24 protein-coding genes and 1 pseudogene are annotated in these 24,745 nt (G+C 33.0%); 11 read left to right on the top strand and 14 right to left on the bottom strand.

Annotated elements, in window-relative coordinates:
- Position 1 precedes the first annotated feature (1 nt).
- The 3 genes from ACSVDA_RS10455 to ACSVDA_RS10445 form a co-directional block, all read right to left on the bottom strand.
- Positions 2 to 781, bottom strand: a complete 780-nt coding sequence (locus tag ACSVDA_RS10455) for a Cof-type HAD-IIB family hydrolase (RefSeq protein WP_485882989.1) — start codon at positions 779 to 781, stop codon at positions 2 to 4.
- Positions 782 to 1,098: 317 nt separating this feature from the next.
- The gene (locus ACSVDA_RS10450) at positions 1,099 to 1,530 is read right to left on the bottom strand and encodes an NUDIX hydrolase (RefSeq protein ID WP_485882987.1); all 432 of its coding nucleotides are present in this window, start codon (positions 1,528 to 1,530) and stop codon (positions 1,099 to 1,101) included.
- Positions 1,531 to 1,828: 298 nt separating this feature from the next.
- A complete protein-coding gene (locus ACSVDA_RS10445) occupies positions 1,829 to 2,299 on the bottom strand; it encodes a GNAT family N-acetyltransferase (protein WP_485882985.1) in 471 nt (156 codons plus the stop codon).
- Between the two features lie 303 nt (positions 2,300 to 2,602).
- On the opposite strand from ACSVDA_RS10445, the gene ACSVDA_RS10440 reads away from it, so the two are divergent.
- From ACSVDA_RS10440 to ACSVDA_RS10425, 4 genes are all read left to right on the top strand, one after another.
- A complete protein-coding gene (locus tag ACSVDA_RS10440; RefSeq protein ID WP_485882983.1) occupies positions 2,603 to 3,280 on the top strand; it encodes a response regulator transcription factor in 678 nt (225 codons plus the stop codon).
- Positions 3,277 to 4,656 carry a sensor histidine kinase gene (locus ACSVDA_RS10435; protein ID WP_485882981.1) on the top strand — a complete coding sequence of 460 codons (1,380 nt, stop codon included), beginning with the start codon at positions 3,277 to 3,279 and terminating at the stop codon, positions 4,654 to 4,656. Before ACSVDA_RS10440 ends, ACSVDA_RS10435 begins: the two co-directional genes overlap by 4 nt.
- Before the next feature lie 109 nt (positions 4,657 to 4,765).
- Positions 4,766 to 5,854, top strand: a complete 1,089-nt coding sequence (locus ACSVDA_RS10430) for an ABC transporter permease (protein WP_485882979.1) — start codon at positions 4,766 to 4,768, stop codon at positions 5,852 to 5,854.
- Positions 5,854 to 6,555 carry an ABC transporter ATP-binding protein gene (locus tag ACSVDA_RS10425; protein ID WP_485882977.1) on the top strand — a complete coding sequence of 234 codons (702 nt, stop codon included), beginning with the start codon at positions 5,854 to 5,856 and terminating at the stop codon, positions 6,553 to 6,555. Before ACSVDA_RS10430 ends, ACSVDA_RS10425 begins: the two co-directional genes overlap by 1 nt.
- Before the next feature lie 38 nt (positions 6,556 to 6,593).
- Here the strand turns inward: ACSVDA_RS10425 and ACSVDA_RS10420 are convergent, their stop codons facing one another.
- Together ACSVDA_RS10420 and ACSVDA_RS10415 are read right to left on the bottom strand one after the other, a co-directional pair.
- On the bottom strand, positions 6,594 to 7,070 hold the full coding sequence (locus ACSVDA_RS10420) for a GNAT family N-acetyltransferase (protein WP_485882975.1): 477 nt from the start codon (positions 7,068 to 7,070) through the stop codon (positions 6,594 to 6,596).
- 638 nt (positions 7,071 to 7,708) lie between these two features.
- On the bottom strand, positions 7,709 to 8,032 hold the full coding sequence (locus ACSVDA_RS10415; RefSeq protein ID WP_485882973.1) for a hypothetical protein: 324 nt from the start codon (positions 8,030 to 8,032) through the stop codon (positions 7,709 to 7,711).
- A gap of 225 nt (positions 8,033 to 8,257) precedes the next feature.
- On the opposite strand from ACSVDA_RS10415, the gene ACSVDA_RS10410 reads away from it, so the two are divergent.
- Positions 8,258 to 8,977, top strand: a complete 720-nt coding sequence (locus tag ACSVDA_RS10410) for an AAA family ATPase (protein WP_485882971.1) — start codon at positions 8,258 to 8,260, stop codon at positions 8,975 to 8,977.
- Between the two features lie 472 nt (positions 8,978 to 9,449).
- Here the strand turns inward: ACSVDA_RS10410 and ACSVDA_RS10405 are convergent, their stop codons facing one another.
- From ACSVDA_RS10405 to ACSVDA_RS10380, 6 genes are all read right to left on the bottom strand, one after another.
- Complete coding sequence (locus ACSVDA_RS10405) at positions 9,450 to 10,217, bottom strand: SDR family NAD(P)-dependent oxidoreductase (protein ID WP_485882969.1); 768 nt, start codon at positions 10,215 to 10,217, stop codon at positions 9,450 to 9,452.
- A 474-nt stretch (positions 10,218 to 10,691) separates the two neighbouring features.
- Positions 10,692 to 13,694, bottom strand: a complete 3,003-nt coding sequence (locus ACSVDA_RS10400) for a carbohydrate-binding protein (protein ID WP_485882967.1) — start codon at positions 13,692 to 13,694, stop codon at positions 10,692 to 10,694.
- 278 nt (positions 13,695 to 13,972) lie between these two features.
- Positions 13,973 to 14,515 (bottom strand): GNAT family N-acetyltransferase, encoded by a 543-nt coding sequence (locus ACSVDA_RS10395; RefSeq protein WP_485882965.1) that lies wholly within the window; start codon positions 14,513 to 14,515, stop codon positions 13,973 to 13,975.
- A 54-nt stretch (positions 14,516 to 14,569) separates the two neighbouring features.
- On the bottom strand, positions 14,570 to 15,481 hold the full coding sequence (locus tag ACSVDA_RS10390; RefSeq protein WP_485882963.1) for a phosphotransferase enzyme family protein: 912 nt from the start codon (positions 15,479 to 15,481) through the stop codon (positions 14,570 to 14,572).
- A gap of 128 nt (positions 15,482 to 15,609) precedes the next feature.
- Positions 15,610 to 15,930 (bottom strand): MazG-like family protein, encoded by a 321-nt coding sequence (locus tag ACSVDA_RS10385; RefSeq protein WP_320209103.1) that lies wholly within the window; start codon positions 15,928 to 15,930, stop codon positions 15,610 to 15,612.
- A gap of 51 nt (positions 15,931 to 15,981) precedes the next feature.
- Complete coding sequence (locus ACSVDA_RS10380) at positions 15,982 to 16,326, bottom strand: ASCH domain-containing protein (RefSeq protein WP_485882961.1); 345 nt, start codon at positions 16,324 to 16,326, stop codon at positions 15,982 to 15,984.
- A 249-nt stretch (positions 16,327 to 16,575) separates the two neighbouring features.
- On the opposite strand from ACSVDA_RS10380, the gene ACSVDA_RS10375 reads away from it, so the two are divergent.
- The gene (locus tag ACSVDA_RS10375) at positions 16,576 to 16,926 is read left to right on the top strand and encodes a DUF952 domain-containing protein (RefSeq protein WP_485882959.1); all 351 of its coding nucleotides are present in this window, start codon (positions 16,576 to 16,578) and stop codon (positions 16,924 to 16,926) included.
- A gap of 151 nt (positions 16,927 to 17,077) precedes the next feature.
- Here ACSVDA_RS10375 and ACSVDA_RS10370 read toward each other — a convergent pair whose 3' ends face one another.
- Positions 17,078 to 17,434 carry a rhodanese-like domain-containing protein gene (locus ACSVDA_RS10370; protein WP_485882957.1) on the bottom strand — a complete coding sequence of 119 codons (357 nt, stop codon included), beginning with the start codon at positions 17,432 to 17,434 and terminating at the stop codon, positions 17,078 to 17,080.
- A 261-nt stretch (positions 17,435 to 17,695) separates the two neighbouring features.
- Between ACSVDA_RS10370 and ACSVDA_RS10365 the strand changes: the two genes are divergently transcribed.
- Both ACSVDA_RS10365 and ACSVDA_RS10360 read left to right on the top strand, forming a co-directional pair.
- Positions 17,696 to 18,874 carry a TsoY family (seleno)protein gene (locus tag ACSVDA_RS10365; protein WP_485882955.1) on the top strand — a complete coding sequence of 393 codons (1,179 nt, stop codon included), beginning with the start codon at positions 17,696 to 17,698 and terminating at the stop codon, positions 18,872 to 18,874.
- Between the two features lie 108 nt (positions 18,875 to 18,982).
- Positions 18,983 to 19,171, top strand: a pseudogene (locus ACSVDA_RS10360) (hypothetical protein); the annotation flags it as partial.
- A 148-nt stretch (positions 19,172 to 19,319) separates the two neighbouring features.
- On the opposite strand, the gene ACSVDA_RS10355 reads toward ACSVDA_RS10360, so the two are convergent.
- Together ACSVDA_RS10355 and ACSVDA_RS10350 are read right to left on the bottom strand one after the other, a co-directional pair.
- Positions 19,320 to 19,850: a GNAT family N-acetyltransferase gene (locus ACSVDA_RS10355; RefSeq protein WP_485882954.1), complete on the bottom strand. Its 531-nt coding sequence runs from the start codon at positions 19,848 to 19,850 to the stop codon at positions 19,320 to 19,322.
- Between the two features lie 180 nt (positions 19,851 to 20,030).
- Positions 20,031 to 21,452, bottom strand: coding sequence for an HD domain-containing protein (locus ACSVDA_RS10350; protein ID WP_485882952.1), 1,422 nt, complete (start codon positions 21,450 to 21,452; stop codon positions 20,031 to 20,033).
- 268 nt (positions 21,453 to 21,720) lie between these two features.
- Here ACSVDA_RS10350 and ACSVDA_RS10345 point away from each other — a divergent pair, with 268 nt between their 5' ends.
- From ACSVDA_RS10345 to ACSVDA_RS10335, 3 genes are all read left to right on the top strand, one after another.
- The gene (locus tag ACSVDA_RS10345) at positions 21,721 to 22,581 is read left to right on the top strand and encodes an SPFH domain-containing protein (protein WP_485882950.1); all 861 of its coding nucleotides are present in this window, start codon (positions 21,721 to 21,723) and stop codon (positions 22,579 to 22,581) included.
- Between the two features lie 12 nt (positions 22,582 to 22,593).
- Entirely contained in the window at positions 22,594 to 22,764 is a 171-nt protein-coding gene (locus ACSVDA_RS10340; protein ID WP_485882948.1) for a type II toxin-antitoxin system antitoxin, read from the top strand.
- Between the two features lie 835 nt (positions 22,765 to 23,599).
- Positions 23,600 to 24,745 (top strand): HesA/MoeB/ThiF family protein, encoded by a 1,146-nt coding sequence (locus tag ACSVDA_RS10335; RefSeq protein ID WP_485882946.1) that lies wholly within the window; start codon positions 23,600 to 23,602, stop codon positions 24,743 to 24,745.

Genomic DNA, 24,745 nt, shown 5'->3' with positions numbered 1-24,745 from the left:
TCTATCTTACCATTCTCTCCAATATTTTTGCAACTCCGTCATTGTCATTAGTATCCGTTACCTCGTCGGCTATCTCTTTAAGTTCTTGGACAGCATTTGCCATTGCAATAGCATATCCATTCATATTAAACATGTCCAAATCATTATAATCATCTCCAAAAACAATTACATCCGATTGTTTGACACCAAAATGATTACATAATCTTAGTATCCCAGTTTTCTTTGATACATTTTTATTCATAATTTGAATGAGCTTACCATTGTCTGTTACGATTAATTTAACATACTCTCCGAACAGCTCCTGTAGCTTCTTAGCATCATTGAAACCTGTAAGTAACAGCTTAGTTGCTTCAAACTCTTTTAATTGCTCAACTGGTAAAATACGTGGACGGTGTTTAACATTGAATATTGAAGCATCACATATATCTTCATTTGCAAACCATTTATCTCGTACTTCAACACTAACAGAACAATTTTGATCATAGTCTAAGCAATAGTCAAAGACCCTTGCTGTAATTTTTTTCGATATAGATATATGTTCTTCAAAATGTGTTAAGTGATCAACAACAAGAGCACCATTGTAATAAACAAATGATGATACTTCTCGTAGCACGGTTGGTAAAAAGGCTTTGACTGAACGTGGAGGTCTTGCTGTAGCTATAATGATTTTTTTACCATTGTTATAGCAATTAAGCACAGCTTGTAAGTTTCTATTAGTAATGTGTTTTTCATTATTAAGTAATGTTCCATCAAGATCCAATGCGATAACAGCTGGATTCAACTAAATTCTCCTCCCTAAATAGAGCCTTGCTAACTATAGTAAGCTATTATTTTTAAAAGGCTCTTCTCGTAAACTGTGTTGTTGTTACCAAATCATACCATAAAAAGTGGTTTTACATGGTTCTTCATCGTTGTACAGATGAAAAGATGCTACGAACAACGCTAGTTGTGTAAGCAACAATTAATGCGTAAACAGCCTTTTAAATCAACTTCGATGTACTTTCCACATATAAGTTAATTACATGAGTTTGAACTTAAAAATCGAAAAATTCAGGTAGAGATTATTCCACCTGAAAAAATGGTCAACAAAAACTTCGGTTAAACCTTCGACAATCGCAGCTTGGAATCAGCTAGTGTAATATTTTCAACTAAATAATCTGGTAAGCCCTCTTGATTCATAATTTGTTCCGTAGTCAACCACATTACCTCGTCTACTTCATCAGGGCTTTTTGTAAATGGCTTGCCAGATTCATGTTCACAAAGAAATACGATATCTACTACATGTTCTCCAAGATCGGTAACAAACGACGAGCTGTTTACATACCCAAGAATTGTAACTTGAACTCCAACTTCTTCGAATATTTCTCTCAGTAAAGTTTTTTCTAAAATATCTGTACAGTTTCCTTCTCTTTCAACCTTTCCACCAACTAAAGAGAGCTCACCACCTGCATGCTCTTCTTTCATACTTCGACGAATCATTAACCACTTTCCATCTTTATTAATAGCACCTTCAACATTGACAATAAACATGCGTATCCCCCTATTACATTTTCTAAAATGTGAACTTCAGCGTTATTGTATGTATGAAATAAAAATTGTCCTCCAACCATTCCAAGTAATATGTACTGTGTTTTATTTAGGCTTTTTTCGTAAACTTTGTTGTATTTTATACGGACAAGTATGATGAGTTTTAGGAGAGCTGAATAATTATAAAAGTAGAAAACTTGGCACGAACGCTTGGAGTATATGTGCCTATAATAACAATGAGTACCACTTGATATGGTGACACCTTTTCTTCTATAAAACGGTGACTGTTGAGTTAAAACGTTTACGAATAGAGCCTTTTATAAAAGTGAGTGCATCCTTCTTCAATACTTTCGATCATATAATTACTAGACTTATATAAGTTCATCGCACTAAGCCAATCATTGTCTGTTTCAAGAACAATTTTCTTATATCCAAATTGGCGAGCATACCCTTCTAGTTCATTAATCATCTTTCTAGCTAACCCTCTGCCTCTATACGACTTATGAACTGACATACGAACAATTCTACAAGTTTCTTCATTTTCTTTTATTAAGGCACCCGTACAACATAAAAAATTTTCATAACAACCTATTAAGAAGACAGATCCCACATTGGTATAAGCCTCTATAATATTTGTTAAATCAGGATTTAAAGACCGATCAAGAAACCCAAACCTCTCTGCTAAACCATCCAAAATCATTTCTTTTGCCTCATTTTCATGTTTTCTCGTCAGTTTTTTAATTGTTAAATTAAGAGCATATTTACTGAACACGCCCACCTCCATCCCTTTGTTCACTTGTGAAAAGTACTTTTTTATGGGTAATTATGAGAATAGTTTGATTAATTAATGTTAAAAAACTACAATTTCCAAAGACTGTACTCAGTTAAATGGACACAGTATAACATAATCTTTATAATGTCCACAGAAGGTTACGTGAAAATATCGAGACTCTTTACTTAAGTTTTATTGTTTTTTTATATTACCAGTTTAAATGACCATTGTGCTCATTTTTATAGACGAAATAGGCTTGAAACCATATGAATTAGGAGTATGACAAAAGGAGATTACGTACCTATGATTCAAATATTAATTGTAGATGATGATGCAAATATAAGGGAGCTATTACAACACTTTCTTCAAACACAAGGCTTTGTCGTTACAGAGGCTATTGATGGTAAAGAAGCTTTATCCATACTATCAAATAAAAAGATTCATCTGGCAGTTGTTGATATTATGATGCCTAATATGGATGGATTCGAACTTTGTGAAGAAATAAAACAGTTCTACGATATCCCTGTTATTTTACTAACGGCAAAAGATCAATTGGTGGATAAGGAAAGAGGATATTTAACCGGAACAGATGATTATTTAACAAAACCATTTGAGCCAAAGGAATTATTGTTCCGCATCAAAGCACTTCTACGTCGCTTCCAGATCGTAAATAATAATGTAATTTATATAGGGCAAACAACGATAGATCGGAATAGCTACGAAATTCATTGCAACAGGAAATTACTTTTGCTTCCACTCAAAGAATTTGATTTACTGTCACAATTAGCAAGTTACCCAAATAGAATTTTTACTCGTCAGGAGTTGATCGAGAATATTTGGGGCAGGGATTTTAGTGGTGATGACCGTACGGTCGATGTTCATATTAAACGAATACGTGAGAGGTTTTCTACTCTTACAGACGACTTTGCTATTATTACTGTTAGAGGTATTGGTTATAAGCTGGAGGTATTGAATAAGTGAAAACACTCTATTTAAGAATCGTTTTGACGACAAGCTTCGTTATGATATCGAGTAGTATTATTGCATTTATTGTATCAAATGGTTATTACCAATATAATTTAAAGCCATACAATGATGCCAAAATTACAAACATTGGAAAAGATATTGTTCATTTTTTTAATAATAACCAAGATGTTAATATTGATGAATATTTACATAGTATAGGAAAATTAGGCTACCAGCTATATTTAGTTAATAATCAAGGAGTTGATTCATTTTATGGGGGGGCATTTCGAGACAAAGAATTAAGCTCAGATGTTATTAAAACCGTATTAAATGGAGAAATTTATCATGGAATTACCGAATTTCCATCAACAGTATTTATTACTGGATTTTTTGACAATGCTTTAACGAATTCAATTGGTTTACCAATTATGATCAATGATAACCACTACGCGCTATTTATCCGTCCTAATGTTGAACTTCAATTTGGGGAAATGAGAATTTTTTTCGCCGTGCTCATTGCTCTAACTTCTTTGTTAAGTCTTTTATTCGTAGCTATTAGTACACGCTATTTAGTGAAGCCAATTACGAAGTTAACTGATGCGACTAAGAAAATCTCCAAAGGTACATATAATATAAAATTAAATGTAAAGCGTAATGATGAAATAGGGCAATTAGCCTCAAATTTCACACAAATGGTAAAAAGCATTGAACAACTTGATAATATGAGGCAAGAATTTGTTTCAAATGTATCTCATGAACTGCAATCTCCTCTAACTTCCATACAAGGATTTGCTCATACGATGCAAACTGAACAATTAACTACTGAACGTCGCAACCAATATTTATCAATCATTGAATATGAAAGCAGAAGAATGTCACAAGTAACAAAACAGCTATTAACATTAGCATCCTTAGATAAAGAAGAGGATGTATTAGAGAAGACGAGCTTTAATATTACTAATCAAATTAAACAAGTAATCAAAATGACTGAATGGAACTGGCGTGAAAAAAATATTTGCATTGAGATGGAGCTTCCTTCAATTACTATTCAGGCTGATAAAAGAATGCTACATCAAGTATGGCTAAACATCGTAACTAATAGTATTAAATTCACTCCTAGCGGTGGTTCTATAACTATTCAAGTAAAACAAGTTGATCAAAACTGTTTAATAGAAATTAGCGATACAGGTATTGGTATCTCTGAAGAAGATCTTCCTTATATATTTAACCGTTTTTATAAAGCTGATAAATCCAGAGTCAGAAAAACATCAGGAAGTGGCTTAGGCCTATCTATTACAAAAAAGATTATTGACATGCATAATGGTGAAATGAATATTGGAAGTACGTTAGGAGAAGGAACAAAAATTCAAATCTCTCTCCCATTAATGTAATCTAACGTTCATATTGCGTTCATATTCCATTTTTATAATGTTTTTGACATGACTATAGGGATAATAATAAACCTTCAATAAAACATTTGAGAATGGAGATGAACGATGTATGTTTCTTGCTATTAGAGAAATGAAGCATGCTAAACAAAAATATATTTTAATAGCTGCTATCATGATTCTCATTTCCTTCCTTGTCCTTTTTGTATCAGGATTAGCAAAAGGTCTTTCTTCAGACAACGCCTCTTCAATCCAAAGTATGACCGGAAACTATTTTGTCATACAGGAGGATTCGAATAACAGACTAAATCGGTCTATGTTGTCTCAAACAGTCGTAAATGAGCTACTACAATTAACAACAGACATTGAGGCGACTCCTTTAGGTGTAAAAATGACTACATTATCAATGGAAGATACATCACTCAAAATAGATGCTACATTTTTTGCAATAGACACCAATAGTTTGCTAGTTCCAAATATTGTCGAAGGAAGAATGATAAATGACTCATCTACTAATGAAATCGTTGTGGATGAATCAATAAAGGATGAGGGATATAAACTAGGAGATCGTTTGAAAGACCAATATTCAGAACAATCTTTTGAAATAGTTGGTTTCTCTGAGGGACAATCCTTTAGCCACACCCCAGTTATACACATAAATTATGATCAATGGCAGGCGCTTCACCAGCCTGACAAAGAAATATTCTTCAATACAATAGCTTTACAAACAACAGACTTAGACGAATTGGTTATTGATGTACCAGATATTGAAGTAGTCAGTAAAGAGCAAGTGCTACAAGGCATTCCTGGTTACAGCGAAGAGCAAAGTTCATTATTGATGATGATTACTTTTCTTTTTGTCATTGCAGCATTAGTACTAGCAGTTTTCTTTTACGTCATTACGATCCAAAAAATCAATCAATTTGGTGTATTGAAGGCGATTGGTGTGAAATCTAGTTACTTAGCAAATAATATTATTTCTCAAGTCGTCATCATTACACTTATTAGCCTCTTAATAAGCATTGTATTAACTTTTGGTATAGCAGAAGTATTACCAACTAGCATGCCATTTTATTTAAATACCGAAATCGTTGTAGGCTGTTCATTGTTATTTCTAGTCGTCTCTATTTTGGGTTCTTTGCTATCTCTATATCGAGTTATAAAGGTTGATGCTATTATTGCAATCGGGAGGGTCGAGTAATGGAATATAAACTCATATTTGATCATGTGTGTAAAAGCTTTGGAGAAGGCGATACCGAGACCAATGTGTTAGATCACATTTCTTTAAAAGTAAAACCACATGAATTTGTAGCAGTACTTGGACCATCAGGTTCTGGAAAGAGTACATTTCTTTCACTTGCAGGCGGACTGCTTACCCCTTCCAGTGGTCGTATTGTTTTAGGAGATACAGATATCACAAAGATGAATCCTAAAGAGTTGAATCAAGTAAGGTTGGACAATATCGGTTTTATCTTTCAATCATCAAACTTAATTCCATATTTAACTGTAATCGATCAATTACTACTTGTAGCTAAACTAACAAATACATCTCATCAAAATGGCATACAAAGAGCAAATGAACTCATTACTAGACTTGGGCTTAATCACCGAAAAAATAGCTATCCCGAAAGTTTATCAGGTGGTGAACGTCAACGAGTAGCCATTGCAAGGGCATGGATGAATGAACCTGATGTGATTCTTGCAGACGAGCCAACCGCAAGCCTAGACTCTGAACGAGGAAGAGTTGTCGTACAAATGCTTGCTGATGAAGTAAAATCAAGAGGCAAATCTGCCATTATGGTTACGCATGATCAGCGTATGTTAGATGTATGTGATCGTATTGTATATATCGAAGATGGTAAACTAAGCGAATCGTCAAATGAGCTTAACACCTTAAATTAAACTGAAATAGCTTAACTAAGGGGTGTACAAATACCTCCTTAGTTATTTGATGAACAATCATATTCCATGGAAATAAATTCGAATAACCCACCATTTGTAATTTGTTCAAAAGTCCTACCTTCTACAAAGCCTGCCTTCTTATAGACCTTAATTGCCCGTTCATTAAATATAGCAACTGAAAGAGTTATTTTTTGCGGTTTAGATTTCTTTTTAGCATAGTTCAGACCAGCTCTCAAGAAATCTAAACCTAAACCATGCCCAGTTAATTCTGGCTTCATTCCCAACCCTATATCGATTATAGCTGTAACAGTTTCTATAAAACTCATAAACCCAATAATTTTATCTTCTCTTTTAACTACATAATAATAATCTCTTCGTTTGTTTACATCTAAAAACTCAGCTAAATCTTCTTGATCTGCTTCCATGTCATAAAAGGAATAATCACCATCATAGTGCCAATTGAACGCTATATCCTCCGCTTGTTCTTGTGACATTTTTGTAAAGTCGTAAGTCATAATTCTTTCCTCTCTCTCAAAACATAGTCCTTTTCATGCTTGCTCACTGCTGTAATAGTCCAATCCAACTTTTCTAATTAAAACTGTTCACACTTAATTAAAGTTGCTTTCGCCTAGATTAATATATTTATAACTAATAAAATTGCTTATACAACTAGTATTCGTGGCTTCTCTGCTTCTATTAAATGATTGCAGCAATTAAAAACCCCTTTCTATAAAAAAATCAGAATAGGAAGCGAAAAGAGTCTTTCTTCAATAAATATTATATTGATACAACTACTCTATGGTGGTATAATTCACTTCGAATTTGAAATTGTAAGAATATTTTTTATAAATACAACTGCTTATAGAATGGCAAGAACGTAAATAGAGTTTACCTACACAAATTATATTGTAAGGAGATCTTTTTTAAATATGTTCAAAAAGGTTAGAGAGTTCTATTTATTGTTTAATAAGGTTAATTTCAATAGTAAGATAACGCTTATGTGGCTAATTCTGTTCCCATTGCTTACGGCTATTCTTTATAATATGAAATTCCTTTCCGAAAAGCCTAGCGAAAGTGTTTTTTTGATGTATTTTGGAGGTTACATAGCGCTAATCATCATTTTAACAGCTTTTAATGTATGTACGAATTTAATTCAGATGAGAGAACAAGGATTTTTAAAAAGATTTTTCTTTATTACAGGAAGTAAACTCCCTATTATAATTGGGTTATTTTTGTCATTCTTAACAATTGCAATATTATCTATATCTACTTTTACAATTTGTAGTTCGATATTATTTTTAGGAAGCACACATCTTACATTGAAATTTTGGTTATTAGGTGTCGTTTTGTTACTCGTCTCTTTTATTCCTATAACATTTCTCTGTCTCTTCTTGTTAATTCTTCCTATAAAGCAAGAATCTTTAATTACTTTTGCAAGTGTTATTATGTTTTTGTTATTTATGACATCCTTTAACAATAGTCTATCTATAGATGTCCCTGCTTATATAAGTCTTATTAACCCTGTAAATGTTGTACTTAACCTAGAAAACTATTTAATGTCAGTACTATTTCAAAATGATTTTAACTATATTAATATGTATTTTACGATTTTATTGCTTGGTGTTTATTTGACTATTGGGGTCTATTCCTACAAATCATTTAAGATTACAGCAATAAACTCGAGATCTTAGGAGAATAGGACATGATTACAGTTGAAAATCTAACTTATGAATACAAAAAGTCAAAAATAAAACGAAAGATACTCGATCAGCTTCATATCAAGTTTAAACCTAATAAAATCAATGTATTATTAGGTTCTAATGGTAGCGGAAAAACCACACTGTTTGATTTAATATCTGGTTCCATAAAATCGCCAAATGAAATAAAAAATACACCAAGACAAAAAGATATTTTATATATGACTCAAAGCACCTTATTACCTTATTCAATAACAGGAAAAGATATCTTCAGGCTCTACATTCATACTGACCATAGTACGAATTACAAAATTACAAATGAACCTTTTTTCATAGATGGAATGGACACTTTTGATAAAGATATGGTAACTAGGTTGTGGCAAACAAAAATAGGTGATATGTCCATTGGTGAAATAAGATGGCTTCATGTAACGGCCATAACGTTATTAAAAAGGAAGCTTTATATATTTGATGAACCAACCGCAGGTATTGACCCCCACGCTCGAGAGCGTATATTAACAAGAATTCAACTACTTACAAAAAAGGCAGACACAACAGTTCTAATGTCTACACACGTCATGCAGGATTTAGAATATTTGAAAGCACATTGTGCAATATTTTTCCTATCAAAAGGAAAAATCAAATTTGAAGGAGATTATAAAGAGTTTATGAACATTGGTGAAAATAATAGTCTTGATGCTGCTTTTAAAGAATTAATTTCCTAAAATATATCAGCTTGTTATAAATATATAGCAAGTCGTTTTATGATTTCCTTGTCAGAAAACTCCCACTTAATGACTTTTGTCATACAAAAATTCAACGAATAATAAATTGTTTAAAAAGTACAGATTGAATTATACAAACTGAAGGGATGATGTTGATGTATCATTTCGTCTACAACGAAAAACCTTACTTTTAGGGGGAAACCTACCTACAGAACCAGCTGAATAACAAGCGGTTAAGCTCACTTATTATTTAATAGTTTTAAAGTGAATTTTGAACTTCTATTACCTAAATTCTTTATTAAGTGTGCTGATGGCAATGATGACTATTAAACTAGCCACTTTATTCTAGTTAACAGAAATAAAGCGGCTCGAATTTAGGACTTTTCATATGATTACATACACTTTATCAAGATTAATCTTATATATATGTGTAACAAAATTTAGTATTAAGTCACTAGCATAACATCATGTTCTATCTTAACCTTGTTGTCGCCCCACCATCTAAAGGCATGATTACACCAGTCACCCATGATGCACGATCACTAGCTAAATATAGGATTGCCTCAGCTACATCCTCTGGTTGACCATTTCTTCCTATGGGATGAAATTCATTAAAGGTAGGTAATGTTTTAGAAACTTGTTCTTCAGACATAAATGTGTTGTAAATTGGTGTTTCTACCACAGCTGGTGCAACTGCATTCACACGAATGTTATCCTTAGCAAATTCTACAGCTAAGTTTTTAGTAAGTGCGTGTCTGCCTGCCATTGCTGCTGAATATGCAGTAGATGGTGTCGCTTCTACTGATTGAATTGCCCACATTGAACCAGTATTGACGATTGCGCCACCTCCACGTTTTTTCATTTCAGGGATAGCTACCTGTGCTGGGTAGAAGGTACCTTTAACGATCACATCAATATAACTGTTTAAATCATCTTCTGTGTGATCTAAAAAACTAGTTGGGTTGAAGATTCCCGTATTAGCAACTAGTACATCCACACCTCCAAATTCTTCAACTGCTACTGCAACTAATTTTTCAGACGTAGCTTTAACACTTATATCTCCAGCCACATATGCAATGTTTTTACCTGTAGGATCAAGTTCCTTCGCTGCTTCTATTAAGATACTTTCTCTTCTCCCATTTATGACTACTTTCGCACCTTCACCGATAAACTTCTTAGCCGTAGCCTTTCCAATTCCAGAGCCACCACCTGTAATGATTACCACTTTATCTTTGAACATCTTGCATTCCTCCTGCTGTTTTTATTTGACCTAGAGATCAATATCACTTGCTTATGCATATTTTACCTACCAATAGGTAGAATTGCAAGAGAAAAGACTTTTTTCTAAACGACTTTATTATGATTTGATAAAATAGCTATTTGAGTGGGGATAGATCGGGAAGCTTTATTTAAAAGGTCCTTATATCCATACAAAGCTCATTTGTCTGATACCATACTTTTCACACTTAACAGAAGTCGCCAATGACGTTTTTATTTCGATGACTTTACGAAATAGACTCCTTTGAATGTTTTTTAGCTTTAATTCGTTATTATTTTCTCTGTAAGTGCATACTCTGCTTTACCAGTGTTATTACCTAGGGTCTTGAACGATTTGTTCTGTAGCATCTATTAATAACAAATCCGCCTAAACTATAAGAGTAGCCACTTTATTATCCCAATAATAAAGTGGCTACAATGATTAATTTAAAAGATATTAGGATGTTTTGTTAATCAGCTTTTCTAACTCTTTTGCTATCTTACTAATATATTTTTCACTGTCAAAATTCTTTTTATCTAGCTCTCCTGCCATACGCTCTAAATCTCTTTCAATATGCTCAGTAATATTTCGAACATGGATAACCGTTTCATTATCAGTTTCTTCAGCTAAAAAAGCTTCTTGAAGTAAGATTTTCACTTCTTCTCCATCGACTTCACCTAGCATGACACTGTTTACGATCATTGCTGATAATTGTTCCATTTGATTCGAATCAGATTTGAACGCTTCAATATGCTGCTGAAGCTGCTGAGCTGAATTAATAAACTTAAGCCAATTTACGTTACCTATGCCTCCAGCTTCACTCTTAAATACAAGATATACATCATGGACACCTTTTGCGCCAGATATTTCAGCTGATTCAGTTACCCATGACTGCCAACCGCCTGTTTTCGTAATATTAATTGTTCCAATTAAATCTCCAGTAGGGCTATCTAAATGAAGCTCAATCATCCCACCTTCAGAGTCAGTTGCTACCCTAGCTTCAACAGCTACAGCTCCCTCACCAAAGTCAACATTGTTGTAGCCTATATAATCACCATTATCAGTATGACCAACGTTCAGGCCTCCACCAACGTCACTAGAATTTTCAGTTTGAACACCGTACTGTGTATCATAGTTTTCAGCTTCAATTTGTTCAAAAGCATTTATTGCAGGATTGTCCTGTATGGCATCCGAAAATGTAAACCAGTTTAGGTTACCTATACCACCAGTTTCACTTTTGAACACAACATATAGGTCATGAACACCATCTGCCCCTAAAACTTTTGCTGATCTTGTCACCCATGATTGCCAGCCACCCGTTTTTTCAACATCTATAGTACTAATGACAGGCCCAGTTGGGCTATCTAATCTAAATTCAAGTTCTCCACCATCGGCATCTGTAGCTACTCTCGCTTCAACAGATATTGCTCCACTACCAAAGTTAACATTGTTAAACCCGATATAGTCCCCGTCATCTGTATGCCCAACGTTTAAACCATAACCAGCATCATTAGCTCCTTCAGTTTGAATACCGAACAATGTATCATAGTTTTCAGCTTCAATTCTTTCAAATGCATTAACTTCGTTTGTAATTTCATTCGTTGCTGAAAATTCAAACCAGTTAAAGTTACCAATACCATTTGAGCCGCCTTTAAACACAATATACAAATCATGTACACCAATTGCATTTTCAACTTGGGCAGAACTAGTTATCCATGATTGCCAGCCACCTGTATTAGGAATATTTATTATACTAATCAATGTGCCTGTCGGACTTCCTAATCGAAACTCTATTTGTCCTCCATCAGCTTCTGTAGCAACTCTTGCCTTGACAAGTTGGGCGCCATCATCAAAATTAACATTTTTAAATACTACATAATCATCATTATCAATTTGTCCAACTACTAAGCCGCCACCGATATCATTTGCTGATTCAGTTGCAACACCTTCCATTGAAGAAAAGTTTTCAGCTTCCATTTGTTGATACGGGTTAAGTTCGAATAATCCACTATCTCCTTCCTGTTCACCGTTCCATGTAAAGGTAGCTACTGCACCAGCAGGAAGTGAATACTCAAACGCTTGTGTTCCCCATCTTACTTTAAACGTTTTTTGCTCATTTGTACTATTCATTGCGAGTAATACTTTTGATCCGTCTGGATTTTTGAATGCAATATTCTCTATTTCCGTATTTTCATTAGACTCTATTCTCTTTGCCCCTGGCTTTACAAACTTACTAATATGTCCAAGCACGTAATACTCTACGTTCTTAACAATATCTCCAGTATCTTGATTTACTGTAACAACGCCACGACAGTCAACACATCCACCATTTATCGGACCAAAATTTTCGTCTAGTGCTAAGTTCCATAGTAAGACTGACTTTGCCCAGTTGCGCGTTGCACCTATTACAATATTAGACATATTCCATTTTAAATTATCACCAAAATCAGTTGCCCATTCCCCACCAGAACATTCAGTAAACCAAATTCCTTTATCTGGGTGTGCATCATACACTGCAGATTGTGACTCAGGTGTACCTGCATAACAATGAAATGCACTTCCTGCTACATAAGAATTTGCCTCTTCATCATTTAACACTTGAATTGGATAATCAAATTCATTCCAATTGTGATCCCAGGCAATAATCTTTGTATCTGTGCCTTCTGCGTTAAAGGTAGGACCTAAATAATTTTTCACGAAATCAATTTGTTGATTTGCATCCATATACATACTTGGATAGCTAGTTGTTTCATGATGAGGTTCATTTTGCACTGTCACAGCATAAATTGGTAATCCTTCACTTTCATACGCTTGAAGGTATTTAACAAAATAATCTGCATAAGACTGATAATATTTAGGATCCAAGCTCCCTCCATTTAAAGTGCCACTCTCTTTCATCCACGCTGGTGCACTCCAAGGTGTACCTAAAATTTTCAATTGTGGATTAATACTTTTAATTTGTTGTAAAACAGGTATGACATTGATTCGATCTTCGTCAATTGTAAAATGACTTAAAGTTGGATCTATTTCACCTTCGGGCATATCATCATACGTATAGCTTTTTAAATTAAAATCCGATGCACCAATTGTTTGACGTACAAAACTTAAATCAATACCCTTTTCACTAAATAAATCATTTAAAATTTGTTCCTTATCACTCTCATTTAATTGGTTCAACAAATACGCTGAAGAACCTGAAACTGCAGCCCCAAACCCATCCATTTCTTGGTATTCAATATTTTCATCAATATGAATATCTGCAGATGAGCTATCTTGTACAAACGTAATATCTTCTTGTTGCTCAAGTAATTTAGTTTCATCAGGGGTTGTAAGCCAAACTTGAACGGATTCACCTGCTGCAATACCTTTATCTATCCCAACAAAACTTGTAAAAGTTAAACAGAATATAAGAAAGAACACCGCTATTGAACGAAGAGTTTTACTATTTCTTTTAAACATGTGCTATCTCCCCACCTTATTTATATTTATTTAATAAACAAAATTGTAAACGTTAACATTATTAAGCCTACAAGTAAAGTTGTATTATTTGTTTTTGCTACATTTACTCACCTACCTTTTTATCTTTTTATGTAAACGTTATCATTTTATAATATTATCTTATAACAAACTTTATTTATATTCTATATTTTTTTACTCACAATGTTTTCCAATCGATCTATTAAAATGAGCAATATTAGGTCATTTTGTTGACTTAATATTGCTCACATTTAGTTTATTTATAGCCATCTAGTAGAATTCAACTCAAAGTATGATAGTATACGACCATTGTAGTCTTTATTTTTGAGGAACGTAAATCCAATTTTTCCTAATACTTTCATCGACCTCTCATTCCTTGTTCTAACTCTAGCAAACAATTTTTCAATCCTTAAACACTTAAAAGCAAAACCTATTGCTGCATTAGCTGCCTCGGTTGCATAACCATTACCCCAATACTGTTGATTTATGAGATAGAGTATTTCAACATCTTCTGTATCGTCTATATATCTTAAACCACAATGGCCGATAAGCTTGTCGGTTTCTTTATGTATAACTGCCCATACACCAAAGCCATATAGATTCCAGTGGCTTACTATATTTTCTACGTAGTTTTCTGTCTCTTCACGGGACATTCCCTCTCCCCTGGCTAACCACATTCCAACTTCGTTTTGCTTGACGATTTTATACAGTGATTCAATATCGTTATGAGTTATTCTCCTTAAGTATAGGCGAGTGGTTTCTATGTTATCACTATTTACCTCGTTATCTCTTACGCTTTGCATCATATATTCACTCCTTACCCTTCGTATATCAATTTTCTTGCAAGTCTATATTTTTTAGCCAATATGTAAGTTGAAATCTATGAATGGTATATCGTGTTCAATATCATATTTCATTTTTTTAAGAACTTTGTATACTTTCTCATTCGAATGATCGATGTTCATATATTTTGAAATATATACATATGAATAAATTTGTCTATAATCGAGAAAGTAAGGTATTTTTGCAAGCCAATATTTATTAAGCAAATTTTCATTATTATACCCTGACATAAACGTATCATAAAAACGCAAAGTAAATTCTCTTCTTCTTATTTGTTCAGATGAAGGAATAGTTTGCACGGCCTGATATAACGAAATTGCGATATCATATGCAAACCAATTCTTCTCGATATCTCCAAAATCAAATAGGATAATCTCACCATTATGCACATGAAAGTTATGATGATGAAGATCATTATGTATCATTCCATAGCTATTAATATCTTTATCTAACAAATGTAACTCAGTTATATATGTTTGCCACTTATCTAATACTTTGTTCTTAATTAATGGATATTCCGTAAAAATACTGTTACTGTTCCATTCTTTATTAACAAGAAAGCTATTTCCAGAGGTAGGATATAATTTAGCAACATGATGCATCCTCCCCATAACTTCTCCCCATTTCTTTACGGTCAATAAATCAGCTAAATTAATATTAGCAAGAACAGAGCCATGCGCTTTCTCGAAAGCCACGACGATATAATACTCACTTTCCCATTGCATTTCTTCAATGATCTTACCTTTTACAGACCGCACTGGTAAAGAAATGTTTAACCCATGATCAGCTAAATAATTCATCCATGCTAACTCTTGCTTTACTGAAGAAATATCATATTTAGTTCCTGATAGAATTTTTAATATAAAATTGCTACCTTTAGCCTTACATTCATAAACATTTTGATCGAATCCTCCTAATAACTTCAATGATGTAGGATTCACTCCGTATTTTGCTGAAACCTTTTCTAATATTGAGTTATGTATTGTTGGTCACCAACCTCTTAACATTGATTTCTTTCCGTTTGTTAGCTTTCATTTTATAAAACTACCATCACTTAATTATTCGTATAGCGATTGGATAGTTTCTTTTTATGTTCATAAAAAATTTGTTCCAAAGAAATATCATACTTGTTAGCGATAACAATTAAGTTTCCTAATACGTCACCCAATTCTTCCGTTAATTCTTGCTTATTTTCCTCAAATGTCCCATTTACTTCATCTGGTCTATCTCTTCCTATTTCAAGGGATCTGATCGCTCGTGCAACCTCACCAGTTTCCTCCGCTAGAAAGCCAATTCGAATAAATATATCTAACTCTGACCACCCTCTTGTTTCATAATATTCCTTAACCCATTGTTGAAACTCAGTTACATCCATCATCCATCTCCGCCTTTCATCAATCATCTAACCTCTTGGTTTTTCTTCCTATTATTTCATTGCTTTAATAGAAATCGCTAAAACACCCCATCGTTCTTCTTGCTCAAGCGTGTAAATTTCGTATGTTCCTTCGAGTAAATCTTTCATCGTCCAACCTTCACAGTCGAAATCCTTTAAAGGAATATCTTCGTACATTTCTTTAAAAGTATGATAATTTTTTAGCCCTGTTACATTTACCCTTAGTGATTCATCTGCTTCAGGAACAGAGACAAACTCGATAGTATCTCCAATTTTTATGTTCCTTCTTTTTTGATCATTCAAGCGTACTTCAACAGTTTTGTTGCCGTCTTTAATCGCTTGTAGGTACACTTTATATAATCCCATTCTGTGCAACATAAACTGTGCCCCTCCATACATAAACTATTTATATTATACGTCATTTGAAGAGTTCAGTTAAAAAGAAAGAAGAATTAAATGAGTACCAGATATAAGCTGTTATTAAAGATATCAACTATTATACAAGAATATTACTTTAGTCCTGTATAATAGATAAATAGCATAGATGTAATCTAGTTATTATTATTTATTCATTTATTTGCCAAGATGAGCTTATAGAATGTACTAACTATTAGGAGGGTATGAAATATGATATTACATATTATTGAAAAAGAAGCATGGCTCAAGGCGCAAAGAGAGGGAATCTATAGTCCTTCTAGCATGGAAACTGATGGCTTTATTCACTGCTCTACTAGTGAACAAGTTGTTGATGTTGCAAACTTTTTGTATAAGGGTCATACAGATCTAGTACTTTTATGTATAGATCCTAATAAAGTCGAAGCAAAGATTGTATATGAAGACTTGTATGAAGCAGGAAAATTATTCCCACATATTTATGGTTCATTAAACGTAACTGCTGTATTTAAAGTTATACGCTTTATGCCAGATGGTAATAAAGGTTTTAGCTTACCTAAGGAATTAACAGATTTTAATAGTTAATGAGCTTTGCTGTTCTTTTATCTTCTATTGTTGATCACAAGTTTCTAATAAGAAGGGATCAGAGTTAGGTCTTCCCTTCTTACTAAGATATTACTTCATAAATACGATTTAAATTTGTTTCTATATCTAATAATTAATTAAAACACTCTCGCTATAATGCACTCATGCCACCCTTTACATTTGTAACTTGTTTAAAGCCGTTTTTCTTTAATAGTTTACTCGCTTGATTACTCCTCATTCCACTTTGGCAAATTACAACTACCTCTTTATCCATTGAAAGCTCGCTCATTTTTTTACTCAGTTGCTGCAAAGGTATATTTTTAAACCCTCGAATGTTATTTGTTTTAAACTCACCAGCTGTTCTAACATCGATAAATTGTTTGTTAGGTGCGCTCATTTGATTTTTTAATTCTGTTACTGAGATTTGTCTTACACCTTTAGTCGGAACAAGTTTTTGAAAAAGAACTACAATAAATAAACCAATCACGATATAACCGATAAATTCCATCTATATAACCTCCATTTTTCAAATTACCCATATGGGTATATTACGAAAATTATATTAGAAAGTCAACTAATAGATTTCTATTATCTTAGCCATTAAATTGTAACAATTTGTTTTTACCTTAAAGCTTCCTTATATGCGTATCTTTATATGAAACATTTCCAGCAACAAAAGATTCTTCTCTCTTGAAAACTGGTTTTTAACTAGTTAGAATAGTGTTCAATTACCCATGAGGGTATATAGAATATACAAAGGAGGATCTACATGCGTAAAAATCTAAAAGAACATTATAACCCAATGTACTTTTTATCATCACTCGGTAATGGAGGCTTAGCTGTAGCATTTTACATGTATCTCATGTTTATGATCGAACATCCTGGAAAACCGATGGCAAACTTTGAACATGTACTCAATGGTTTTAAATCAGGTAATCTATTGCTAATATTAACGATTTCAATTGCTCTACTAGGCATTATTTACTTTGGCTTTAAGCATTACAAACTATTATTTTGGAATATTGCAGAATACAACAAATTTAAGAAAACAAAAGCTTACAATAATTTAAGAGAATCTAATAATGAAGTTACATTAATGACAATCCCGTTAACACTTGCTATGAGCGTTAACGTCGTTTTTATTATTTTTGGTACTTTTATGCCGAATCTTTGGAATTACGTTGAATATTTATTTCCTATTTCGTTAATATCATTTATCGCGATAGGAGTATATAGCCTATACATTTTTAAGAATTACGTTACTAGACTCATGTTAAACGGAGATTTTGATTTCATCATGAATAATAATCTCAGTCAAATGCTAATCACTTTTACCTTTAGCATGATAGCAGTAGGTTTTGCTGCCCCTGCTGCGATGAGTCAAACAAAAGTTGTTTCGACGATTGGTCTATTATTATCAATATTTTTTATTAGTATTGCTATAGTCTTCGTCACTATCCATTTAGTCCTAGGATTTAAGTCAATCTTCAAACAAGGGATTGACGTACAAGGAAGCCCTAGCTTATGGATGATGATTCCAATACTAACACTTATCGGTATTTCCATCGTGCGTAATTATATGGGCTTTAGTCATCATTTGTTACATGAGCCTAACCCAAGTGAGTTACCGCTATTAATTATTTTAACTATACTTGTATCGATTCAACTAATATTCGGTTTAATTGGTTTTTCAGTTCTTAAACGTACTAGCTATTTTAATGAATATATTCATGGATCAAAGAAAAGCCCTGGAAGCTTCGCACTTATTTGTCCTGGTGTAGCTTTTATGGTGCTAGGATTTTTCTTTATTCATTGGGGTTTTGTAAAAAACGGGCTAGTTACTCAATTTTCTACCGTTTATTTCTTGTTAATCATCCCTTATATTTATGTCCAAATGAAAACTGTACGTACAGTTTCAATACTTGAGAGAAAATTACTTCGTATATAAAAGTGATATGCCAGTAGGAGGATTTCAAAAACCAGGCTACTGGCTTTATTATCTTAACAAACACCTAACATTTTTTAGCATCAAAAAAGGTTTTGCTATATAATTGAAAATTTTGGTATACCATTATTTTTTGGACTACTTCACAGCTATTTCGCTGTTCAATCAGGATGGTTTTTGTTTGGAACAGAGCTTTGGACACCAATGATTATTGTTATGATATTATATACCGTCTTGTATTCAATCTTTGGCATATTATCTGTTCGTTTTTACAAAAAAGTTATAAAAGAAGCATTATAGAAGTTGAGAGGTCAGAAATAGAAATAAAGAGCCTGTTAACATGATAGAATTAAACAGGCTCTTATTTCCGTACCTTTTTCCTCAACTTATTAATAAGGATGGATATATCTTAAGCTCTGAATAAGTTATTAGAGGTTATGTAGTTATATCACACCACTATTTCATATTTACAATGCTCACCATAAATATTCGCTATGCCTTTTAATTCATATTTTCTTTGATAATAAGTATTTAATCCTTCATTACTTCGAAGACAATCAAAACGGATGTATTGTTTTCCTTGACCTTTTACTAATTGTATCGCCCATTCGATTAATCTTTCACCTATTTGTTTACCAGCATATTCCCTGTCAACGACTATTCGATGCAAATAAACAATATCATTGTTGTTTCGTGCTTGTCCCCAAATGTCTATATCCCATTCAGTCGGTTGATCTTCCAATGTAATCGTAGCAATTGCTTTATTTTCTTTCAATAAAATATAGGTGTTCTCTTTTATAATAGAATCTAATACCTCTTGTGTATTTTCCTCAAGATGAGTAAGGTAATAATCCCATTGTGTTGTACCTTTTGTTTGTAACCATGTAGCTGCTTGAATTAATAGTTGTATAACGAGTTGTGAGTCTTTTTCTTTTGCACTCTTTAAATGAAATGTTCCGCCATCCGCATGAAGCTCCATTTAATCATCCTCTTTTCATAAGGCTCGTTTCGTAAACTTTGTTGCTTTTTTCACTTACATGTAAGATAACTGATGTGTTGTATATGATTATTGTAGTCTATGGAGAAGAATGTTAGTTTTATGGTATTTAACTCTTTATGAAAATCAACAATTAATGTTAAAACAGCCTTTCATATTGTTTTATCCCAGCAAGTCACTTATTTCTTTATATGCTTTAGAAGTCTTCGCAAATGACAGCCAATGAGGGTGTATAGAATCCTTCTCAGCGTATGCTATTTCCACAATGTCTGAATCAATTAGAACCGTATTTAGTGGCTTTACTTTCCCATTTATACATACGTAAGATATCCTTTTTGCAATAGAAGGGTCTAACTGAAATGCATAATCAATGGCAGTTGACCCATCTGGAAGAAAAACTGGCTCTAAATGGGATGTATAAACTGTAATATCATTCTGTAGTATTTCAAAGGATGCCATCTCCCCAAACTGAGTTGGATTCTTAGAAATCACCTTAATACAGCTAATTGAATCTCTAAACAAATCTTTACTAATTTCCTTAGCATCACTCGTAAATAAGTTGTCTTGCAAAAACTGAAATACTCCAAGATTCTTTAAGTGTTGGTCAGCCTTCGTGTATATATTAACTTTCACTTCTACATCCTTTATTAACACTTTAGTTTTCAAATGCTTATAAAATATGTTATTTCGTATCGCCATATGATCTTTAAATTCGTTACTAATTGGTTGAAAAAGATTGTGGATAATTCCAAGAGCTATATAGCAATCTTCAATTGAATTTGTTACTACGTTAATAGAAAACGTATCAACTAAGGAATGGTCTTCTTGTAACATAGAATTGTACTTATATATAGGCATTGTATCCCAGTAAAGTTCAAGTCCAAGTTTTGTCGTTTTCATTGTGTGTTCAATTTCTTGCTTACATTTATTAAATAACACGCTAAAGGATTGCTCATGTTCGCACATGTGCTGTTTTACGTATTCATATTTAACAGGATTCATGTAATGAAATGACAACGACTCAAGTTCTTTCTGCATATTAACTAAGCCCAATCGTTCAGTTAGTGGTGAAAAAAATGCCAGAGTCTCACTTGCATAAGGGACTTTCTTCTCCACTTTTTTCACTTGTAAAGTCCGCATATTGTGTAGTCTATCAGCAATTTTAATTACCGCTACTCTAACATCATCTGTAATTGCTGAGAGCAATTTTTCTCTATTAATTGCGTTGTATTCATCCTTTTCGTATGAGCCTTTTGCTATTTTGGTTAATCCATCAACAATAAGTGACACTTGTAATCCAAATTTATTGTTAATATCAAATACAGTATATATTGTATCTTCGACAACATCATGAAGCACCGCTGAGATAAGTGTAATAGCATCAGCTTTATAATTAAGTAAGATAAGACAAACAGACAATGGATGTACAATATATGGTTCTCCAGTTGCTCTCATCTGACCTTCATGCGCTTTTTCAGCAAAAGCGATTGCTTTCTCAAGCTCCAAAAGCTCTTCTCTTGTTAAATAACAAGCCTTTGTTAAAACTCTATGTTTAATGCTGTTAATCATAATCTGTTTTGACATTGATTGCTCCTTTTTTCGAAAAAGATATAAACACAAGGTATTTTTCTATTAAATGAATGGACTTGTATAAAACCTCATATTAAGGTCTTAGTAAAATAGCAACATAATGATAACAACCTAATTTTTTTGAATATTATAACATAAATTCTCAAATTTACTATTACTAAGAATTAAATATTTTTCTATTTGATGGAAAACAAATCACTGTCCTTTTTGATATTAAAGTGATATCATATTGATATTAAAATAATATTAAGGAGGCTCTTATATGGCAGAAAAACAATTATGGAAAATAAATGGTTTTATCGGTATTTTACTTGCAGCTACATTAATTGTGCTAGGCTGGTTTGCTCTCGCATCATCTAAAGGCGAAGGAATCTTATTTCTCGTTGCAGCTGGATTATTTATCCTAGCTCTTTTAATTTTTTCAGGACTAACAATCGTCCACCCGAATGAAGCGAAGGTTTTTACTTTCTTTGGTCTATATTTAGGAGTTATACGAAAACAAGGCTTTTGGATGACAATCCCCTTTACGTTAAAGAGGAAAGTATCTTTACGTGTTATTAATTTCAATAGTGAAAAGTTAAAAGTTAACGATTTAGAAGGGAATCCCATTGAAATAGCTGCGGTTGTTGTTTATCGAGTAAACGATGCAGCGAAGGCTGTTTTTGATGTAGAGGACTATGAAGAGTTTGTACAAATTCAAAGTGAAACAGGTATTAGGCATATTGCGAGTCAATATCCTTATGATTATTTTGGAGACAATCATAAGATGACCTTAAGGCAACATAGTGACGAAATTGCTCAATCCCTTGCAAAAGACCTACATTCACGGTTAGAATTAGCAGGTGTAGAAGTGATAGAATCACGAATTATGCATTTAGCTTATTCTTCAGAGATTGCATCAGCAATGTTACAGCGTCAACAGGCTCAAGCAGTACTTTCTGCACGACAAGTCATTGTTGATGGAGCGGTTGGCATGGTTGAAACTGCTATTAATCAATTGACATTAAATGATGTAGTAGAATTAGACGAAGAAAAGAAAGCACAAATGGTAAATAACTTAATGGTAGCTCTTATTTCAGATAAAGGAACTCAACCGATTATAAACTCTGGAAGCATCTACTAAGGGTGTGATGTTTTGACCAAACGAAAAAATTTCCCGCTAAGAATAAACCCTAAGCTATATGATTGTTTAGAAAAGTGGGCAGAAGATGAATTACGTAGTGTTAATGCGCAAATTGAAATTCTTTTAAAAGACGCTGTCAAAAAAGCAGGTCGATGGAAAGATGATGAGAACAATAACTCATAAGTTAAAAGGAGCTTTTTTCGCTCCTTTTTTCTATTATTATTTAACATATGAACAATCGCTGTGTAGTGTCATTGTGATTTTCTAGTACACCTCAATTAATACGCTCCAGTTCAGGTGGAAATTACCCACAGTAATAAGGGAGATTAACCTCGTTAGTTTCTTTCATTGCTTGCTAGCCAACAGCTATTACCATGAAACCGTTTCTCAAATATGCTTATATTGTTACTTTTTCTTTGATTATTGCGGCCAAGTATTATAAATACTTTACACCACTCAACGAATCCTTTACCACCTTACAATAGTAGTCTTATTTCATCTCATTAAGCTTCACCAACAGGTAATATGACATCTTCATATGCTCACCATCCAAACGCACTTCATATCGTTATAGTATTCCACTTATAGGTAGCATAAAGCTCACTGTAAAGCGGTTTTAAACTGTTGTAACCAGCTAGGTTGTTACTATTAGATAGTTATGTTTCACAAAAATATAACTATATTAATAATAATGTACAGAAAACAAAGCAAATTATAGTATACATGTAAATATCTTCAATAATAGTAATTTATGAACAAATATGGCGTTTTAATGTAATATAGTTACTGAAATAGTCATAAGATAGTCAATGTAACATTCACTTTGTTTTAGAGGGGAGGATATGTTAAATGAAAAAGATTAAAATAAAAAAAGTTGAAAAACTTGTACCTTTAGCTAACCATTTCAGTTAAATGGTTAAATACTTACTTTACAAATAAAACATAAGGAAAAGGAGGTTTTAGAAATTCTAAGACCTTCTTTTCTTATAACTTTGAATATTAAAAGGAGTATATGGAGATGAAGCCTAAATTTAAAGACGTTTTCACACCCATCATTGAGTACAAAGACAAAGTTCAAATAGCATTAGAAGATGGTACACTAGAAATAGAAGATGAACACGGAGAATTCCTAAAAATTGTTAGATTGTTAGATGGAAATAAAGATATTCCGCAGATTGCAAGTATCCTAGAATGCTCTGAAGAAGACATTCTAGAAATAGTTGATGATTTAAATCATCATAATTTAATAGAGGACGCTAATGCATTGAATTCTACAACATTAAATAATAATGAATTAAAACGATATAGAGCGAACCTTAATTACTTTTCTAATTTCGCTAACCTTAACACAAGTAAGTATGAGTATCAGAATAAATTGAAGGATGCTACTGTTTTAGTCTTAGGTTTAGGTGGTGGAAGTTTAATAGCAGCAAGCTTGGCTGGGATGGGAGTAGGAAAAATTATCGGTTTGGACTATGATACTGTTGAATTAAGTAATTTGAACAGACAATTTCTATACTCAGAAGATGAAATTGGGAAATTAAAAACAACAGCAGCAGCTGAGAGAATTAAGCAAATAAATAAAGAGATAGTAGTAGAAGTTGTTAACATGAAAGTACAAAATGCAAATTGCTTATCTAATTTAGTAGAAAAATCAGATATTGTCATTAATGGAATTGATCAACCCGCAATTATCTCGTCACGGTGGGTTAATTTTGCCTGTGTCAAAAAAAACAAACCATTTGTGCAAGGGGGAGTTGGAAATAAGAGAATCTTAGTTCAAAAATTCACTCCATATATCGGAGGATGTTTTGATTGTTTTTTAATTAACTCACTACGCGAAAATAGTGAATTTGAGTACCAATTAAAATCTGTATACGGTGAATCTTTTGAAGGAAGAAATACCGCTTTTGCACCTAATGTTGCTATGTTAACAGGAATGCTAACAAATGAAATTGGAAAATTGGCAGCTAATCTAACTGAAAACAATAAAGAATCATTAACTATGGAGATGGATACTCTTTCCTATAATATTCACTCTAAAAAAACTTGGGAGAAAACAGAAGATTGTCCTACTTGTGGAAGCATAGCTGATGATAGATTGGAACCTGTAAATCTAGATTACTTAGTGAATATATCAAAAACATACAGTGGGGTTAACTAA

This window comes from Cytobacillus sp. Hm23 (assembly GCF_051842895.1).
Classification (GTDB): Bacteria; Bacillota; Bacilli; order Bacillales; family SM2101; genus Nanhaiella.
Note: the sequence above shows the minus strand (reverse complement) of the source record. Positions and strands in the feature narration are given on the sequence as shown.